General features: G+C 73.8%; 13 protein-coding genes. 11 read left to right on the top strand and 2 right to left on the bottom strand.

The genetic code is table 11. The features are described from left to right. Positions 1–103: 103 nt before the first annotated feature. Both ABZ457_RS23115 and ABZ457_RS23110 read left to right on the top strand, forming a co-directional pair. On the top strand, positions 104–3,817 hold the full coding sequence (locus tag ABZ457_RS23115) for a glycosyltransferase (RefSeq protein ID WP_359160204.1): 3,714 nt from the start codon (positions 104–106) through the stop codon (positions 3,815–3,817). After that, positions 3,814–5,406 carry a DUF5719 family protein gene (locus ABZ457_RS23110; protein WP_359160201.1) on the top strand — a complete coding sequence of 531 codons (1,593 nt, stop codon included), beginning with the start codon at positions 3,814–3,816 and terminating at the stop codon, positions 5,404–5,406. Before ABZ457_RS23115 ends, ABZ457_RS23110 begins: the two co-directional genes overlap by 4 nt. A gap of 121 nt (positions 5,407–5,527) precedes the next feature. On the opposite strand, the gene ABZ457_RS23105 is transcribed toward ABZ457_RS23110, so the two are convergent. Continuing rightward, entirely contained in the window at positions 5,528–5,887 is a 360-nt protein-coding gene (locus tag ABZ457_RS23105; RefSeq protein WP_359160298.1) for a metallopeptidase family protein, read from the bottom strand. Between the two features lie 345 nt (positions 5,888–6,232). On the opposite strand from ABZ457_RS23105, the gene ABZ457_RS23100 reads away from it, so the two are divergent. The 8 genes from ABZ457_RS23100 to ABZ457_RS23065 all read left to right on the top strand — a co-directional run bounded on the left by ABZ457_RS23100 (position 6,233) and on the right by ABZ457_RS23065 (position 15,245). Next, positions 6,233–6,664, top strand: coding sequence for a DUF3499 domain-containing protein (locus ABZ457_RS23100; RefSeq protein ID WP_359160198.1), 432 nt, complete (start codon positions 6,233–6,235; stop codon positions 6,662–6,664). Between the two features lie 218 nt (positions 6,665–6,882). Then, a complete protein-coding gene (locus ABZ457_RS23095) occupies positions 6,883–8,274 on the top strand; it encodes a phosphomannomutase/phosphoglucomutase (protein WP_359160195.1) in 1,392 nt (463 codons plus the stop codon). Positions 8,275–8,562: 288 nt separating this feature from the next. Then, the gene (locus ABZ457_RS23090) at positions 8,563–8,745 is read left to right on the top strand and encodes a Trm112 family protein (RefSeq protein ID WP_018846774.1); all 183 of its coding nucleotides are present in this window, start codon (positions 8,563–8,565) and stop codon (positions 8,743–8,745) included. A gap of 233 nt (positions 8,746–8,978) precedes the next feature. Continuing rightward, entirely contained in the window at positions 8,979–10,196 is a 1,218-nt protein-coding gene (locus ABZ457_RS23085) for an SIS domain-containing protein (protein ID WP_359160191.1), read from the top strand. A gap of 169 nt (positions 10,197–10,365) precedes the next feature. Then, complete coding sequence (gene manA, locus ABZ457_RS23080; RefSeq protein ID WP_359160188.1) at positions 10,366–11,592, top strand: mannose-6-phosphate isomerase, class I; 1,227 nt, start codon at positions 10,366–10,368, stop codon at positions 11,590–11,592. A 101-nt stretch (positions 11,593–11,693) separates the two neighbouring features. After that, complete coding sequence (locus ABZ457_RS23075; protein ID WP_359160185.1) at positions 11,694–12,665, top strand: cation diffusion facilitator family transporter; 972 nt, start codon at positions 11,694–11,696, stop codon at positions 12,663–12,665. 331 nt (positions 12,666–12,996) lie between these two features. Further along, positions 12,997–14,454, top strand: coding sequence for an adenosylhomocysteinase (gene ahcY, locus ABZ457_RS23070; RefSeq protein ID WP_359160182.1), 1,458 nt, complete (start codon positions 12,997–12,999; stop codon positions 14,452–14,454). 176 nt (positions 14,455–14,630) lie between these two features. Beyond that, complete coding sequence (locus ABZ457_RS23065) at positions 14,631–15,245, top strand: hypothetical protein (RefSeq protein ID WP_359160179.1); 615 nt, start codon at positions 14,631–14,633, stop codon at positions 15,243–15,245. Between the two features lie 46 nt (positions 15,246–15,291). Here ABZ457_RS23065 and ABZ457_RS23060 read toward each other — a convergent pair whose 3' ends face one another. After that, a complete protein-coding gene (locus tag ABZ457_RS23060) occupies positions 15,292–16,278 on the bottom strand; it encodes an RDD family protein (protein WP_359160176.1) in 987 nt (328 codons plus the stop codon). 124 nt (positions 16,279–16,402) lie between these two features. Here ABZ457_RS23060 and ABZ457_RS23055 point away from each other — a divergent pair, with 124 nt between their 5' ends. Beyond that, positions 16,403–17,410, top strand: coding sequence for a stage II sporulation protein M (locus ABZ457_RS23055; RefSeq protein WP_359160173.1), 1,008 nt, complete (start codon positions 16,403–16,405; stop codon positions 17,408–17,410). Positions 17,411–17,908: the final 498 nt, after the last annotated feature.

Here is a 17,908-nt window from a genome sequence, read left to right as displayed (position 1 = left end):
GGGCGGCGGACCGTCGTCATACCAGCCGTTAGTGTGGGGGCCCCGTCCCTGACGCACCGACGCCCCTTCGGGGCGACCCCCCGGCCGGAGGGCCCGTACCTCGATGTCCGCCACCACCGCAGCGTTTGTCCCGGCACACGCGCCCGAGTTCCCCCGGCACGTCGTCACCGCCGTGCTCGTGTCCCACGACGGCGCCCGCTGGCTCCCCGACGCCCTCGCCGGGCTCCTCGGCCAGGAACGCCCCGTGCAGAACGCCGTCGCCGCCGACACCGGCAGCGCCGACGACTCGGCAGCGCTGCTCACCGAGGCCCTCGGCCCGGACCGCGTCCTGCACCTCGCCCGCCGCACCGGCTTCGGTACGGCCGTCGACGAGGCCGCCCGCACCGCCGGTGTCCTCACCCCGGACGACCTGCCCTACCTCAGGCGCCCCAGCGGCTGGGACCCGGTCACCAGGACCTGGCACGACGAGGCCTACGAGCTGCCCGAACTGCCGCACGGCGAACCCGTCCAGTGGCTGTGGCTGCTGCACGACGACTGCGCGCCCGAGCCCACCGCGCTCGCCGAACTGCTGCGCGTCGCCGACTCCGACGAGTACGCCGCCGTCGTCGGCCCCAAGCTGCGCGGCTGGTACGACCGCAAGCAGCTGCTGGAGGCCGGCGTCTCCATCGCCAACAGCGGCCGCCGCTGGACCGGCCTGGACCGCCGCGAGCAGGACCAGGGCCAGCACGACCAGATCCGCTCCGTCCTCTCCGTCTCCTCCGCCGGCATGCTCATCCGCCGCGACGTCTACGAGGAGCTGGGCGGCTTCGACCGCCGGCTGCCGCTGATGCGCGACGACGTCGACCTGTGCTGGCGGGCGCACTCCGCCGGCCACCGGGTCCTCGTCGCGCCCGACGCCGTGCTCCGGCACGCGGAGGCGTCCGCCCGCGAGCGCCGGACCGTCGACTGCGCCGGGCGCTCGGTCGCCAGCCCGCACCGGGTCGACAAGGCCGGCGCCGTCTACACCCTGCTGACCAACGCGCGCGGGATCGCCCTGCCCTGGGTGTTGCTGCGCCTGGTCGTCGGCACCCTGCTGCGCACCCTCGCCTACCTCGTCGGCAAGGTCCCCGGCCAGGCCGTCGACGAGGTCATGGGCCTCTCCGGCGTGCTGCTGCGGCCCGAGAGGATCCTCGCCGGCCGGCGCCGCCGCTCCCGCCGGGAGGTCGACGCCCGCGAACTGCGTCCCCTCTTCCCGCCGCCCGGCGCGACCGTACGGGCCACCGTCGAACAGGTCGCCGCCAACTTCGGCCGCGCGGACGGGGACTCCGGCGGCTCCCGCCACGGTGTCGTCGAGTCCGGCCCCGGCGGGGACGAGGCCGACTACATGGAGATCGAGCAGTTCTCCCGGCTGAAGAAGATCGCCCACAAGCCCGCCCCCGTCCTCTTCGGCGTCCTGCTGCTGGTCTCCCTGATCGCCTGCCGCGGCCTCTTCGGCGGCGGCGCCCTGGCCGGCGGCGCCCTGCTGCCCGCCCCGGAGAGCGTCGGCGAACTGTGGGCCCGCTACGCGGACGGCTGGCACCCCGTCGGCACCGGCGGCACCCAGACCGCGCCCCCGTACCTGGCCGTCCTCGCGGTGCTGTCCTGGCTCTTCCTCGGCTCCACCGGACTGGCGCTCACCGTGCTGCTGGTCTGCTCGGTGCCGCTCGCCGGCCTCACCGCGTACTTCGCGTCCCGGCCGCTCGTCGAGTCCCGGCTGCTGCGCGCCTGGGCGAGCATCGCCTACGCCTTCCTGCCCGCCGCCACCGGAGCGCTCGCCGCCGGGCGCCTCGGCACCGCCGTCCTCGCGATCGTGCTGCCGCTGATCGCCCCCGCCGCCGTCGCCGCCCACGGGCTGCGCGCCCAGGGCAGCGCCCGCGGGAGCTGGCGCGCGACCTGGGCGTACGCGCTGCTGCTGACCTTCGCGACTGCGTTCACCCCCGTCGTGTGGCCGCTGGCCGTCGCCACCGGGCTCGCCGTCCTGGTGCTGCGGCGCGGCGACCTCCTCGCCTACGGACTGCGCTTCCTCGCCGCCACCGGCACCCCGGTCCTCGTCCTCGCGCCCTGGTCGCTGGACCTGCTGGCCTCGCCGTCCCGGTTCTTCCGGGAGGCCGGACTGGACCTCGGCAGCGGCTCGGCCGGCGCGCTCGACCTGCTCGGCATCAGCCCCGGCGGCCCGGGCACCACCAGCGGCATCCTGATGCTCGGTATCGTCGCCGCGGCCCTCGGCGCCCTGCTGCGCGCCGAACGCGTCTTCGCCATCCGCACCGCCTGGGCCGTCGCCCTCGCCGCGCTCCTGTTCGCCGTCGTCGCCAACGGCTCCGGCTGGGCCGGGCCGCTCACCCTGGTCTACGGCCTCGCCCTGCTGACCGCCGCCGTCCTCGGCGGCGAGGGCGGCCGCACCCGGGTCGCCGCGCAGAACTTCGGCTGGCGGCAGCCGCTGGCCGCGCTGGTCGCCCTGGCCGCCGCGCTCGCCCCCGTCGCCGCCGCCGTCAACTGGATGATCAACGGCGCGGCCGACCCGATCGGCCGCCGGGACCCCGTCCAGGTGCCCGCGTTCGTCGCCGAGGAGAGCGGCACCCGCGACCAGCCGCGCACCCTGGTCCTCGGCGGCACCTCCGCCGCCGAGGTCTCGTACACCCTGGTGCGCGGCTCCGGCGGCCGCCTCGGCGACGCCGAGCTGGCCGAGGCGGGCGGCAGCGACCCCCGGCTCGACCGGATCGTCGCCAACCTGGTCGCGGGCTCCGGTGCCGACCAGACCAACCAGCTCAGCGGGTACGCGATCCGCTACGTCCTGGTCCGCGACGGCGTGCCCCGCGAGACCAGCCGCGTCCTCGACGCCACCCCCGGCCTCAGCCGGCTGAGCCAGCTCCAGGGCAGCGCGCTGTGGCGGGTGGACCGGCAGGTGGCGCGCGCGACGGTGGTCGAGGAGGGCGCCGACCCGCTGCCCGTCGCCTCCGACCGGGTCGGCGCGCGCGCCGAGATCCCCAAGGGCGGCGCCGGGCGCGTGCTGCGCATCGCCGACACCGCCTCCGCGGGCTGGCGGGCCACTCTCGACGGCCGCGAGCTGACCAAGACCACGGTGGACGGCTGGGCCCAGGGCTTCGAGCTGCCCGCCGAGGGCGGTCGGCTGGTCCTCACCCACGAGGACCCGGCCACCCACACCGCCTGGATCTGGACGCAGGCGTTCCTCGCCCTCGTCCTGGTGGTGCTGGCCCTGCCGGGCCGACGGCGGGAGATCGACGACGACCTGCCCGAGGAGGCGCCGGCGGTCCCGGCGCAGGCCGAGGCCGGCGAGGGCCGCCGGGCGCGGCGCCTGCGCGCGCAGGCGGAGGCGGCAGAGGCCGAGGCCGAGGCGGGCGCCGGGGACGGCGGACCGGGGTACCCGGCGGAGCCGGAGACCTATGGGGCCGCCGATCCGTACCGACGGGACGAGCGGTACGCGTCCGTCCCGGCGACCCCCGATCAGGGCCAGGGCCAGGGGCAGGGCCAGGGCGAGCCGTACGGCGGCTGGGACGCCCAGGACCCGTACGCGTACGGGTCCGGCGACGCCTACCAGGGCGGCGGCTACGGCCAGGCGGACGCCGCGTCCCCCGCGTACCCGGACGGCCCGTACCCGGACAGCCCCTACCCCGCCGGCTACCCGGGCGACGGGCAGCAGCAGTACCCCGGCGAGCAGGGCTGGGGCGGCGACCCGTACCAGCAGCCCCCGCGGGACGGCCGTGACCCGTACGGATACGGCGACCGGTACCCCGAACCACCCTCCCAGGCCCCCGGCACGACGCGAGGCGAGTCCGAGTGAAGCGCACGACCATCTCCCTGATCGCGGTGGCCACCGCCCTCGCGGCGGTCACCGGCGTCGCCTCCCTGACGGCGCCGGACGGTTCCGAGGGCGGCCCCGCCCCGACCGCCGCCCGGCTGCCCGTCGAGCGGTCCAGCATGCTGTGCCCCGCCCCGGGCACCTCGGAGCTCGCCGAGACCCGGTACATCTCCTACACCCCGGCCGGTGCCAAGGGCGGCGGCGCGGCCCGCGATTCCGCCGGCGGCGAGGCCACGGCGGCCGAACTGCGCGCCTCCGCCTCCGTGTTGGCGGACACCGACGACAAGAGCAAGGACGACAAGGCCAAGAAGGACGACCAGGCCAAGAAAGACGAGAAGGACGAGAAGGCGGAGCCGGGGAAGAGCCCCGGCGGCAAGCCCGTCGTCTCCGTCAAGGAACCCGGCAAGCCCGTCGCCGCCGACGCGGACGGGGGCGACGCACCGGCCCTGGTCGGCACGGCCACCGGCGCGCTCGCGCCCGGCTGGACCACCCAGCAGACGACCTCCGTCTCCGCCGGTGACGGCCGCGGGCTCCTCGGCGTGAGCTGCACCGCGCCCGACACCGACTTCTGGTTCCCCGGCGCCTCTCTGGCCGAGAAGCGCCAGGACTACCTCCACCTCACCAACCCCGACGACGCGAGCGCCGTCGCCGACATCGAGCTGTACGGCAAGGACGGCAAGCTCAAGAGCACCCTGGGCGACGGCGTCACCATCCCGCCGGGCGCGGCCGTGCCCGTGCTGCTGTCGACGCTGACCACGGACAAGGCCGAGGACATCACCGTCCATGTCGCCACCCGGACCGGCCGCGTGGGGGCCGTGGTGCGCGCGGCCCACGCCACGGAGGGCAGCGACTGGCTGGCCGCCTCCGGTGATCCGGCGGGCACCGTGGTCCTGCCCGGCGTCCCCGCGGACGCGACGGCCGTGGAACTGGTCGCCTTCGCGCCCGGTGACGACGACGCGGCCCTGAAGATCCAACTCGCGGGCCCCACCGGGACGATCACCCCGGCCGGGCACGAGACCCTGCGGGTGAAGTCGGGCATGACCGCCCGCCTGGACCTCGACGACCTCACCAAGGGCGAGGCGGCGTCCCTGCTCCTGAGCCCGGCCGAGGGCGGCGGACCGGTTCCCGTGGTGGCGGCGCTGCGCGTGGTGCGCGGCAAGGGCGAGAAGAAGGAGACCGCCTTCATCCCCGCCGCCGGTCCCGTCGGCGAGCGCGCGACCGTCGCGGACAACCACTCCCGGGGCTCTCTGCTGTCGATCACCGCGCCGGGCAAGGCGGCCGAGGTGGAGGTCGTCGCCTCGGCCGGGACGGAGGCGGGCACCCGGGTGGTGAAGAAGTACACGGTCAAGTCCCGGACGACGCTGACGATCACCTCGCCGGTGCCCGAGGGGCTCAAGGGCGCCTACGCCGTCACCGTGCGGACCCTGTCCGGCGGCCCGGTGCACGCCTCGCGGCTGCTGGAGATCCCGGAGGACGACATCCCGATGTTCACGGTGCAGAACCTGCTGGACGACCGGGGGACGGTGTCGGTGCCGGAGGCGAGGCAGGACCTGTCGGTCCTGGACGACTGAGCCACCGGGCCGGGCGGCCGAGATCCGGGGGCCGACGTCCGGGGCGGGTTCCGGGGGCGTCGCGCTCGGCCCTGGGCGGCTCCGGCGTTCTCGGGCCCGGCTCGCCCCCGCCGCGGCCCCGTCAGTCCTGGCCGTAGCGGGGGTCGACCGACTCCGGGGAGAGGCCCAGCAGCTCGGCGACCTGCTCCACGACCACCTCGTGCACCAGCAGCGCCCGCTCGTCGCGGCTCTTCGTCCGGATCTCGACGGGCCTGCGGTAGACCATGATCCGCGCCGGGCGCCCCTTGGCCGCCGGGACCGCGCCGCCGAGCGGAACCCCGTCGTCCTGGGTGCCGGGCACCTCCAGGACCAGGAAGTCGATGTCCGCGAGCTGGGGCCAGCGCCGCTCCAGACGGTCCACCGAGTCCTGCACCAGATCCCGGAAGGTCTCGGCCCGGCTCGCGGCGAGCGGGACCTGCGGCGGGGCGACGGGCCCGCGCATCCCCCGGCCGTGGCGGTCGCGGTGTCGTGGCCTGGGATCGGTCGGCGGCGGTGGGGGTACGGGACTGTCCTTCACTCACGCAGGGTAACTCTCCCGCGCCGGGAGCGATCGCCGGGCGGCGTCCGGCACACGAGTTGTCGCCAGTTGAACGTTTCGGCCGAGTTTGGGCTCGAATGTGCGCTCCGAGTGATCGATGATCTCGCGCCGATTGGCATGATTCACCCCAAGTCGTGACCGGACGTGGTCCGGTCGTCCTCCGTGTGGTTCTCTTTCCGTGCAGGTCAGGCCAGTTGCCATGACGGCCGTACTGCCGGATGCCACACCACGACACGGGGGAGTGACCTGATGGAGAGTCGTCGCAGCCCGCTCAAGAGTGCGGTACCGTCCAACGTCGTGAGCCCTGTACGTCGATGTTCTCGCACCGCGTGCGGCCGCCCTGCCGTCGCGACACTGACGTACGTCTATGCCGACTCGACTGCGGTCCTCGGCCCGCTCGCCACCTACGCCGAGCCCCACTGCTACGACCTGTGCGCGGAGCACAGCGAGCGGCTCACGGCGCCCCGCGGGTGGGAGGTCGTGCGTCTCACCGACGGCTCCGCCCCCGCGCGTCCCAGCGGCGACGATCTCGAAGCCCTGGCGAACGCCGTCCGTGAGGCCGCCCGGCCCCAGGGGCGTACGGCCGAGGCGGGCGGACAGGGTGGCGGACGCCGCACGGCGGACCCGATGGAGGTCGCGCGCCGGGGGCATCTGCGGGTCCTGCGTTACCCGGACAACTGACCCCGCTCCTCGGTGCGGTCCTCGGCCGGCGGTGGTCCGCTCCTGACGGCCGGCCCCGGATTCCTCAACCCGCCCCGCAAACAGTCGCGTTGGCACCCGGAAGCACCGCACGCGAAACCTTGCGGACACCGCGGTGCGCAAAGGTGCGATCCGGGCGGACCGGTGCGCCGCCCTGCGGGTAGTTTGATGCGATCGCCGAGACTTCAGGAGGATGGGGGATGGGGAACGTGGCTGCTGCCGATCTGTCCAAGATCGTGAAGGCGTACGACGTCCGCGGAGTGGTGCCGGACCAGTGGGACGAGGGCCTCTCCGAGCTGTTCGGTGCCGCCTTCGTGCGGGTGACCGGTGCGGACGCGATCGTCGTCGGCCACGACATGCGGCCCTCGTCCCCCGGCCTGTCCGCCGCCTTCGCGCGCGGGGCGGCCCGGCAGGGCGCGGACGTCACCCTGATCGGGCTCTGCTCCACCGACCAGCTCTACTACGCATCCGGCCATCTCGGCCTGCCCGGCGCGATGTTCACCGCCTCGCACAACCCGGCCCAGTACAACGGCATCAAGCTGTGCCGGGCGGGCGCCGCCCCGGTCGGCCAGGACACCGGCCTCGCCGACATCCGCGCCCTCGTCGAGAGCTGGTCGGCCGCGGGGACCGCGCCGAAGCCCGCGCCCGCCGGTTCCGCCGAGGGCACGGTGACGGAGCGGGACACCCTGGAGGACTACGCCTCCCACCTCCTCTCCCTGGTCGACCTCGCGGGTATGCGTCCGCTCAAGGTGGTCGTCGACGCGGGCAACGGCATGGGCGGCCACACCGTCCCGTCGGTCTTCGGCCGCCTGCCGGTGACCCTGGTGCCCCTGTACTTCGAGCTCGACGGCACCTTCCCCAACCACGAGGCGAACCCCCTCGACCCCGCGAACCTGGTCGACCTCCAGGCCCGGGTGCGCGCCGAGGGCGCCGACCTCGGCCTCGCCTTCGACGGCGACGCCGACCGCTGCTTCGTGGTGGACGAGCGCGGCGAGGGCGTCTCGCCGTCCGCGATCACCGCCCTGGTGGCCCGCCGGGAGCTGGCGAAGCACCCGGGCGGCACGGTGATCCACAACCTGATCACCTCCTGGTCGGTCCCCGAGGTGGTCCGTGAACACGGCGGCGAGCCGGTCCGCACCCGGGTCGGCCACTCCTTCATCAAGGAGGAGATGGCCCGCACCGGCGCGATCTTCGGCGGCGAGCACTCCGCGCACTACTACTTCCGCGACTTCTGGAACGCCGACACCGGCATGCTCGCCGCCCTGCACGTCCTCGCGGCCCTCGGGGAGCAGGAGCGCCCGCTGTCCGAGCTGGTCGCCGAGTACGACCGCTACGCGGCCTCCGGTGAGATCAACTCCGAGGTCGACGACCAGGCCGCCCGCGCGGCCGCCGTGCGCGCGGCCTTCGCGGGCCGCGACGACGTGACCACCGACGACCTGGACGGGCTGACGGTCGCCGCCGGGGACTGGTGGTTCAACCTGCGCGCCTCCAACACCGAGCCGCTGCTGCGCCTCAACGTCGAGGCGCGGGACGCGGCCACCATGGCGAAGATCCGCGACGAGGTGCTGGCGCTGGTGCGCGGGGGCGCCTGAGCCGTGCCGATACCCGGGGCGCGTCCGCTGACCCGCGTCGGCGACTGACCTGCGTCGGCGACTGAGCCGCGTGGGCACCGACCCCGGTGCCGGCCTCGGCCGCCCTCGGGCCCGGCCGTTCCGCCGGGCCCGAGGGCGGCCGGCGGGACGGCCCCGCCAGAACGAGCCGCGGCCCTCCGCCCGGCGGTAGGCTGACGAGACCTGATCAGTACGACCGTGACCGCGGGTCCCACTCCGGAGCCCCGGCCCGTCCGACCTGCGACCCGCCCCCGAAGGGACACCACCGTCATGCCGCTCGAAGCCGGCCTCCTGGAGATCCTCGCCTGCCCGGCGTGCCACGCTCCGCTCGACGACCGCACGGCGGACGAGAACCCCGAGCTGGTGTGCACCGGTGCGGACTGCGGCCTGGCGTACCCGGTCCGGGACGGCATCCCGGTCCTGCTGGTCGACGAGGCCCGCCGCCCCGCCTGACCGGCCCCCGGCTCGACCCGGCCGGTCACGGTGGCCGGCCGCGCCTGACCGGTCCCGGCCACCGGGCCGCCCGGCCCGGCGGCTGCCGGACACCGGGACCGCTTCGCCCGGTCGGCGCCTGCCGGTACCGGGCGCTCGGCCCGAGGCGGCCGCCGTTCCGCCCGGTCCGGTCCTCCGGACCGGCCACAACCGCAGACCCCCCGCCCGCGTACGGCGATCGGAGGCCCCATCCCATGCTCGACGAGTCACTCCTCGACGCGCCGGACGCTCTCGCCCGCATCGATCACCGCGGTCTGCTGCGCGGCGCCGCCGAGGCCGGGGCCCGCGTCCGCACCGCCGCGCGGCACGCCGCCGAGGCGGGTATCGCGGCCCTCACCCCGGAGGGGCGTCCGCGCACCGTCCTGGTGGCCGGGCCCGGCACGGCCGCCGTCGGCGTCGCCGACCTGATCGGCGCCCTGGCCGGCGCGTCCGCCCCGGTGATCCCGCTGCGGCCCACCGGCGTCGCGCACGCGGCCGGAGCCCTGCGCTGGTCCCTGCCCGGCTGGGCGGGGCCCGTGGACCTGCTGCTCGTCGTCACCACCGACGGCAGCGAACCAGCCCTCGCGCTCCTCACCGAGCAGGCGTACCGCCGCGGCTGCACCGTCGTCGCCGTCACTCCCGAGCGCTCCCCGCTCGCCGAGGCCGTCGAGGGCGCCCACGGCCTGGTCGTGCCCATGGCGACGGCACCGCACGAGCTGGTCTACGAGGAGGGTCAGGCGGCCAGCCCGGGGGCCCTGTGGGCGCTGTTCACGCCACTCCTCGTCCTGCTCGACCGCGTCGGCCTGCTGGAGGCGTCCCCCGAGGCCCTCGACAAGGTGGCCGACCGTCTCGACCGCACGGCCGAGCGGTGCGGCCCCGCCATCGCCACATACAGCAACCCGGCCAAGACCCTCGCCGCCGAGCTGGCCGACAGCCTGCCGCTCATCTGGACCGAGGGCGCGGGCGCGGGCCCGGCCGGCCGGCGCTTCGCCTCCGTCCTCGCCGAGCTCGCCGGCCGGCCGGCGCTCGCCGCCGAGCTGCCGGAGGCGCTCCCCGCCCACGGCGTCCTCCTGGCCGGCGGGTTCGCCGCGGGCGCCGACCTCGACGACTTCTTCCGGGACCGGGTCGAGGAGCAGCAGGCCCTGCGTGCCCGGGTGGTCCTGCTGCGTGACCGGCCCGTCGGGGGCCTGAGCGCCGCCCCGGCCGCCAGGGAACTGGCCCTCGGCCACGACACCCCCCTGAGCGAACTGGAACCCGAACCCGGCACCGAACTCGAGTCCCTCGCCGAACTCCTCGCCGTCACCGACTTCGCCGCCGTGTACCTGTCGCTCGCGGACGCGGGGGACACCGGCGGCACAGGGGACACCGGCGGCACGGAGGACACCGGCGGTCCGGACGGCTCGGGAGCCACGGGGAACAGCGGACCCGCGTAACGCGCCGTCCGTTCGCGTGTAACCCGCCGTCTCCGGGGGAGCCGCACCGGGCGGGCACCATCTCCGCCCGTACGCCGCCCCCGCACCACCCCGCCCGGCACCGCCCGTACGCCGCACCGCCGTAGCGTTCGCACCGCCGAACAGGACCAAGGAAGAGCCAGGGACGACCATGGACCGCCTCGTCAACACCGTGCGCCCCTACGCCTGGGGATCCACCACCGCCATCCCGGAACTGCTCGGCACCGCCCCCACCGGCGAACCGCAGGCCGAGCTGTGGATGGGTGCCCACCCCGGCGCGCCGTCCGGCACCCCGCGCGGCCCCCTCGACGAGGTGATCGGCGAAGCCCCCGAACGCGAACTCGGCCCCGCCGCCGTCGCCGCCTTCGGCCCCCGGCTGCCGTTCCTGCTGAAGCTCCTCGCCGCCGGAGCACCGCTCTCCCTCCAGGTGCACCCCGACCGCACCCAGGCCGCCGAGGGCCACGCCGCCGAGGAGGCGGCCGGCATCCCCGTCGACGCGCCCCACCGCAACTACAAGGACACCAACCACAAGCCCGAACTGGTCTGCGCCCTCACCCCGTTCGACGGACTCTGCGGCTTCCGCCCGCCCGCCGAGGCCGCCGAACTCCTCGCCGGGCTCGACGTCGACTCGCTCAAGCCGTATGTCGACCTCCTGCACGCCCAGCCTGAGGAGTCGGCCCTGCGCGAGGTCCTCACCGCCCTACTCGGCGCGGACCGCGAGGAGATGGCCGCGACCGTGCACGAGGCCGCGGCCGCCGCGGAACGCCTCGGCGGCCCCTACGCCCCCTACGCCTCCCTGGCCCGCCACTACCCCGGCGACCCGGGCGTGATCGCGGCCATGCTGCTCAACCACGTCCGCCTCCAGCCCGGTGAGGCCCTGTTCCTCGGCGCGGGCGTGCCGCACGCCTACCTCGACGGGCTCGCCGTCGAGATCATGGCCAACTCCGACAACGTGCTCCGCTGCGGTCTCACCCCCAAGCACGTCGACGTCCCCGAACTGCTGCGCATCGTGCGCTTCGAGGCGAGCGACCCCGGGGTGCTGCGCCCCGAGGCCACGCCCGGCGGCGAGGAGGTCTACGACACGCCCGTCGACGAGTTCCGGCTCTCCCGGCTGGTCCTCGCCCCCGGCGCCGAGGCCGTCGACCTGACCGCGGCCGGCCCGCAGATCCTCCTCTGCACGGCCGGCGCGGTGAGCGCGCTCGGCACGCCCGGCCCGGGCCCCGAGGGGGACGCCGGCGGTCCGGACAGCACCGACGGCACGGGTGAACTCACCCTCGCAGCGGGCGAGTCGGCGTTCGTTCCCGCCGGGGAACGAGTCCGCGTCGCGGGTGCCGGGGACGGCGCCGGCACCCTGTTCCGCGCGACCGTGGTGGCCTGAACCCGACGGCCCCCGGGGACTGCAACAATGGCCCACCGCAACGGCCGGGAGGGCCCCGGCAGCAGTCGACCGTCGTCGGTACGAAGGGACATCCGGAACACATGAGCGCGTCAGGCGGCACCAAGGCGATCGTGGCCGCACTCGTGGCCAACCTCTCGATCGCGGCAGCGAAGTTCGTCGCGTTCCTGTTCAGTGGCTCCTCGTCGATGCTCGCCGAAAGCGTCCACTCCCTCGCCGACTCGGGCAACCAGGGCCTGCTGCTGCTCGGCGGCAAGAAGGCCCAGCGCGAGGCCACCCCCCAACACCCCTTCGGCTACGGCCGCGAGCGCTACATCTACGCCTTCCTCGTCTCCATCGTCCTCTTCTCCGTCGGCGGTATGTTCGCCATCTACGAGGGCTACGAGAAGATCCACGACCCGCACGCGATCGAGGCGTGGTACTGGCCGGTCGGCGTCCTGGTCTTCGCGATCATCGCCGAGACCTTCTCCTTCCGGACCGCCATCAAGGAGTCCAACGCGCTCCGCGGCAAGCTGAGCTGGACCCAGTTCGTCCGCCGCGCCAAGGCCCCCGAACTCCCCGTCGTCCTGCTGGAGGACCTGGGCGCGCTCGTCGGTCTCTTCCTCGCCCTCGGCGGCGTCGGACTCGCGCTGCTCACCGGCAACGGCGTCTGGGACGGCATCGGCACCCTCTGCATCGGCATCCTGCTCATCGTCATCGCCATCGTGCTCGCCGCCGAGACCAAGTCCCTGCTGCTCGGCGAGGCGGCCGGGCTTGAGGACATCGAGAAGATCAAGGCGGCGACCGTCGACGGCGACACCGTGACCCGCATCATCCACATGCGCACGCTGCATCTCGGCCCCGAGGAGCTGCTGGTCGCGGCCAAGATCGCGGTGGAGCGGCACGAGTCGGCCCAGGAGGTCGCCGAGGCGATCAACGCCGCCGAGGCCCGCATCCGCGAGGCCGTGCCCATCGCCCGGGTCATCTACCTGGAGCCCGACATCTACCGCGAGTCCGCCGCGCCCGCGTCCGCCTCCCCGTCTCCGGCCGACCCTCCGGCCGGGGACACCCACTGACCCCGGGGGACACCCACTGACCCCGGGCGGGCCCGCGATCCCGACCCGTCCGGCCCCGTTCCCACCTCCCCCGACCACCGGCGGGCCGCCGGGACACTCGAATCCGGCTGGAACCCGCCCCTGGCGGGCTGGGGTCCGCTGGGCCGATCGGTGTAGATTCGTCACCGGTATCAGACGTCGCTGCTGATGGCGGTCGGGCGGTCCCCGGAGGACCGGTCGAGGGAGAGAGGGCCTCCGACGGACTGTCCTGCCGGTGCCCGGGCATTCGTATGCCCAGGCCGCAGCAGAGCCAGCCCACACACCTCGACCCGAACCACGAGGAGCAGTTCGCATGTCGACTGTCGCCAACGGCCAGGACTTCAAGGTCGCCGACCTTTCTCTCGCCGCCTTCGGCCGCAAGGAGATCACCCTCGCCGAGCACGAGATGCCCGGCCTGATGTCGATCCGCAAGGAGTACGCGCAGGCCCAGCCCCTGGCCGGCGCCCGCATCACCGGCTCGCTGCACATGACCGTGCAGACCGCCGTGCTCATCGAGACCCTGGTCGCCCTCGGCGCCCAGGTCCGCTGGGCCTCCTGCAACATCTTCTCCACCCAGGACCACGCGGCCGCGGCCGTCGCGGTCGGCCCCGACGGCACCCCCGAGAACCCGCAGGGCGTGCCCGTCTTCGCCTGGAAGGGCGAGACGCTGGAGGAGTACTGGTGGTGCACGGAGCAGGCGCTGACCTGGCCGAACACGCCCACCGGCGGCCCCAACATGATCCTCGACGACGGCGGTGACGCGACCCTCCTCGTCCACAAGGGCGTCGAGTTCGAGAAGGCGGGCTCCGCCCCGGACCCGTCGACCGCGGACAGCGAGGAGTTCGCGCACATCCTGACCCTCCTCAACCGCACCCTCGGCGAGAACCCGCAGAAGTGGACCCAGCTCTCCTCCGAGATCCGCGGTGTCACCGAGGAGACCACCACGGGTGTGCACCGTCTCTACGAGATGCACCGCGACGGCACCCTCCTCTTCCCGGCGATCAACGTGAACGACGCCGTGACGAAGTCCAAGTTCGACAACAAGTACGGCTGCCGCCACTCGCTCATCGACGGCATCAACCGCGCCACCGACGTGCTCATCGGCGGCAAGACCGCCGTGGTCTGCGGCTACGGCGACGTGGGCAAGGGCTGCGCCGAGTCCCTGCGCGGCCAGGGCGCCCGCGTGATCATCACCGAGATCGACCCCATCTGCGCCCTCCAGGCGGCGATGGACGGGTACCAGGTCACCACGCTGGACGACGTCGTCGAGACGGCCGACATCTTCATCACCACCACGGGCAACAAGGACATCATCATGGCCGCCGACATGGCCAAGATGAAGCACCAGGCGATCGTGGGCAACATCGGCCACTTCGACAACGAGATCGACATGGCCGGCCTGGCGCAGCTCCCGGGCATCGTCAAGGACGAGGTCAAGCCCCAGGTGCACACCTGGACGTTCCCCGACGGCAAGGTCCTGATCGTCCTCTCCGAGGGCCGTCTGCTGAACCTCGGCAACGCGACCGGCCACCCCTCCTTCGTGATGTCCAACTCCTTCGCGGACCAGACCCTGGCCCAGATCGAGCTGTTCACCAAGCCGCAGGAGTACCCGACCGACGTCTACGTGCTCCCCAAGCACCTGGACGAGAAGGTCGCCCGCCTCCACCTGGACTCGCTGGGCGTCAAGCTGACCACCCTGCGCCCCGAGCAGGCGGCGTACATCGGCGTCGGGGTCGACGGCCCGTACAAGCCGGACCACTACCGCTACTGAGCCCCGCGCTCACCGGTTACGGCCGGCGGGCCTCCGCCCCCCGGCCGTAACCGGCAGCGGACGTGACCGACGTACCAGGCAGGCCCCCCGCACCCCCGTGCCGGGGGGCCTGCTCCGTACCGCCCCGCAGCCGACGCCCGCGGCGCCGCGCCTCATCGCCCAAGGACCTGTGCCCCATGCCCCGCGGCCGTTATTCGCTCCATGATCCGCACGATCACACCCCCCTCGGTGAAGAACATTTCCAGTGCGCCCCCGGCCCTTCCGGCTGGCGCTACGTCTCCCGGACACTCACCCCCTCCGGCGAGCAGACCGGCACCGTCGATCTGGCCCTCGACGATCTCGGCCGCCCCATCCGACTCGAACTCCACGCCGCGGACTGGCAGGTCCGCGGCGCCGCACTCGACGGCGTCACCTGGGTGCGTACCGACCCCAGCGGCGCTCACGCCAGCGAAGGCAATGTGCGCGCCCACGCCTTCACCGGCACATCCCCCGCGTTCCTCGTCGCCGTCGCCCGCCTGCTGCGCCTCGACCCCGATTCCCCGGCGACCCGCGTACGCCTGGTCGCCTTCACGGACCCCGTCCTCGCACCCCGTACCGTCGACCACTCCTGGGCCCTGGTGAACAGTGAAGCGCACGCCACTGACAACGGCCCTCTGACCGTGGACGAGTACCGCGTCGACGACCTCGACACAGGGGCACGGCACACACTCCACATCGCGGGGGACGTGGTGCTCGCGGCGCCGGGAATCGAGCTGGAGGACCTCGAAACTCCGCCGTCCGTCTTCCCCTGACCTGCTCCCCTGACCTGCCGATACGCCGCCGAGAGGCCCGGTCCTGTTACGCCGGCGGCGCGAAGCCGGTCGCCCGGTCCGACCCGGACGCCGTGTCCCGCATGTTCGCGGTGTCATCCGTGCTCGTCGGCGCGGCCCGATCCACTGCCGGCGCCGGTTCCGGCCGCGTCCCCGCCGGGGCTTCAGGGGCCACAGGTACATGCAGGGCCTGCGGGGTCTCCGGGGCCCGGGCCTCGGCCGAGCGCGCCGCCGCTGCCCGCACGTCCTCGGCCCGCCGCGCGGCGGCCGCGTGGGCCCGCCGCGCGTCCCGCACCTGCCGCTCCTGCACCACGGCCGCCAGATACGCCGCCGGCGGGACACCCTGCGGCACCGACGAGCCCGTACGCGCCGCCAGGTCCCCGGCCAGCCGCTGCGCCATGGACCAGCTCACCTGCGGATCCAACTGCCTCATCCTCGTCAGGTACTGGCGGATCGCGAGCCACAACTCGTCCGGCACACCGGAGAGATCCAGCTCCGCGAACCGTCCGGCCAGCCAGGGCGGCGGAGGCGGGACGAACGAGTTCTCCCGCCGGCCGGGCACTCGCTCGCGCACCACCAGCGTCCCCGCGAACACGTCCCCGATCCGCCGCCCCCGCGCGGAGACCAGGGAGGCGATGCACGCGACGACACCGAAGGTCAGAAGGATCTCCACCACCGCCATCGCCCCGCGCACCAGGGCGTGCCGGAAGCGGATGGGCCCGCCGTCGTCCCGCACCACCCGCAGCCCGCAGGCCAGCTTGCCCAGCGAACGCCCGTGGCTCAGCGTCTCCACGGCGATCGGCGCGCCGACGAGAACCAGAAGGAACGCGGCGATCGACAGGGCCGTGGCCGCGGCCTCGTCGAGAGCCAGCGACAGCATGGCGATGCCCATCATCACCATCAGATAGGCGGCCCATACGACCACCAGATCGATCACGATCGCGAGCGCCCGGCTCGGCAACCGCGCCGGATGCAGCCCCAGGACGACCGCGTCCCCCGTCACAAGCCCGCTCACCGCAGCCACCCCTCGCGTTCCTCGGCCTTCCCGCCCCCGTTGCGGGCCAGTCTGCCAAGCTGACCGGCAGCGCGCCGCAGTAGGACGGACCGTACGCACCAAGTGCCGGGAGCAGCAGCCCACCATGGACCTCGACGTCTTTGTCACCGCCCACCGCGCAGAGTGGGACCGCCTCGACTTTCTGCTGAGCCGGGGACGGAACCTCACCGGTGCCGAGGCGGACGAGCTGGTCGCGCTCTACCAGCGCACGGCCACCCACCTCTCCCTGATCCAGTCCAGCGCCCCCGATCCGATCCTCATCGGACGCCTCACCCAGCTCGTGGCACGCGCCCGCTCCACCGTCACGGGGACGAGGCGCGCGGGCTGGCGGGACGTGGTCACCTTCCTGACCGCGGGCTTTCCGGCCGCCGTCTACCGCTCCCGCCACTGGTGGATACCGACGGCCGTCCTCTCCACGCTGCTCGCCGCGGTGATCGGCTGGTGGATCGGCGCGCACCCCGAGGTCCAGTCCGCCATCGCCGCCCCGGACGAGCTGCGTCAGCTGACCAAGCCGGGCGGCGACTACGAGACGTACTACTCGAGCCACCCGGCCGCTTCCTTCGCGGCCCAGGTCTGGACGAACAACGCGCAGGCCGCCGCGATGTGCCTCACCCTCGGCGCCTTCCTGTGCCTGCCCGTGATCTGGATCCTCTTCCTCAACATGCTCAACCTCGGGATCGGCATCGGCCTGATGGCCTCGGCGGGCCGGCTCGACACCTTCCTCGGGCTGGTGCTGCCGCACGGCCTCCTGGAGCTGACCGCGGTGTTCGTCGCCGCGGGCACCGGGCTCCGCCTCGGCTGGACGGTCGTCGACCCGGGCCCCCTGAGCCGCCGGGCCGCGCTCGCGAGACAGGGACGGGCCGCGCTGGGGATGGCGATCGGCCTTGCCCTGGTGCTGTTCGTCTCCGGGGTGATCGAGGGCTTCGTGACCCCGTCCGGCCTCCCGACCTGGGCACGTATCGCGATCGGCGTCGCCGCCGAGGTGGCCTTCCTGGCCTACGTCTACATCCTGGGCGGACGCGCGGCCCGCGCGGGCGACACCGGGGACGTGGAGGAGGCGGACCGGAGCGCCGAGGTGCCCACCGCGGCCTGACGCGGCACGCGGCCCGGCGATGTGCGCGGCACCGCCGTGAGCTGCTAAGGTCCTCTTCGCCCCAGGAAGACTGTTGACACGGTCCTCGTGGGGAGGTAGATTCTAACGGTTGCCTCGGACTGGACTTGTCGGGGCGTGAACATTTAGAGTCTCACTCGCTCCCGACGCGGTATCCGCCATCCGGGAGCATTCCTCCGAATCTCTATCCGGATCCTTCCGGCTGATTTCAATCGGCCGAAATGCTTCTGATAAAGTCGGAACCGCCGAAAAGGAAGCGCGAAAGCGAACGCCTTTGAAGCACTCCCGCTGACTGGGAATCGGGCCCGAAAGAGTCTGATAGAGTCGGAACCGCCGGAAGGCCGAAAGGGCCGGAAAGCGGAGAAGGAAACCGAGGAAATCGGACCGGGAAACGGTCTGATAGAGTCGGAAACGCAAGACCGAAGGGAAGCGCCCGGAGGAAAGCCCGCAGAAGTTCTGGGGGTGAGTACGAAGGAAGCG

The organism is Streptomyces sp. NPDC005805 (genome assembly GCF_040630445.1).
Classification (GTDB): domain Bacteria; phylum Actinomycetota; class Actinomycetes; order Streptomycetales; family Streptomycetaceae; genus Streptomyces.
Note: the sequence above shows the minus strand (reverse complement) of the source record. Positions and strands in the feature narration are given on the sequence as shown.

Excerpts from the sequence above, each read along its gene's own strand:
- ABZ457_RS23115 (WP_359160204.1), top strand. The coding sequence starts at position 104 with ATGTCCGCCACCACCGCAGCGTTTGTCCCGGCACACGCGCCCGAGTTC.
- ABZ457_RS23105 (WP_359160298.1), bottom strand. The coding sequence starts at position 5,887 with ATGCGCGGGCCCGTCGCCCCGCCGCAGGTCCCGCTCGCCGCGAGCCGG.
- ABZ457_RS23100 (WP_359160198.1), top strand. The coding sequence starts at position 6,233 with ATGGAGAGTCGTCGCAGCCCGCTCAAGAGTGCGGTACCGTCCAACGTC.
- ABZ457_RS23095 (WP_359160195.1), top strand. The coding sequence starts at position 6,883 with ATGGGGAACGTGGCTGCTGCCGATCTGTCCAAGATCGTGAAGGCGTAC.
- ABZ457_RS23090 (WP_018846774.1), top strand. The coding sequence starts at position 8,563 with ATGCCGCTCGAAGCCGGCCTCCTGGAGATCCTCGCCTGCCCGGCGTGC.
- ABZ457_RS23085 (WP_359160191.1), top strand. The coding sequence starts at position 8,979 with ATGCTCGACGAGTCACTCCTCGACGCGCCGGACGCTCTCGCCCGCATC.
- manA (WP_359160188.1), top strand. The coding sequence starts at position 10,366 with ATGGACCGCCTCGTCAACACCGTGCGCCCCTACGCCTGGGGATCCACC.
- ABZ457_RS23075 (WP_359160185.1), top strand. The coding sequence starts at position 11,694 with ATGAGCGCGTCAGGCGGCACCAAGGCGATCGTGGCCGCACTCGTGGCC.
- ahcY (WP_359160182.1), top strand. The coding sequence starts at position 12,997 with ATGTCGACTGTCGCCAACGGCCAGGACTTCAAGGTCGCCGACCTTTCT.
- ABZ457_RS23065 (WP_359160179.1), top strand. The coding sequence starts at position 14,631 with ATGCCCCGCGGCCGTTATTCGCTCCATGATCCGCACGATCACACCCCC.
- ABZ457_RS23055 (WP_359160173.1), top strand. The coding sequence starts at position 16,403 with ATGGACCTCGACGTCTTTGTCACCGCCCACCGCGCAGAGTGGGACCGC.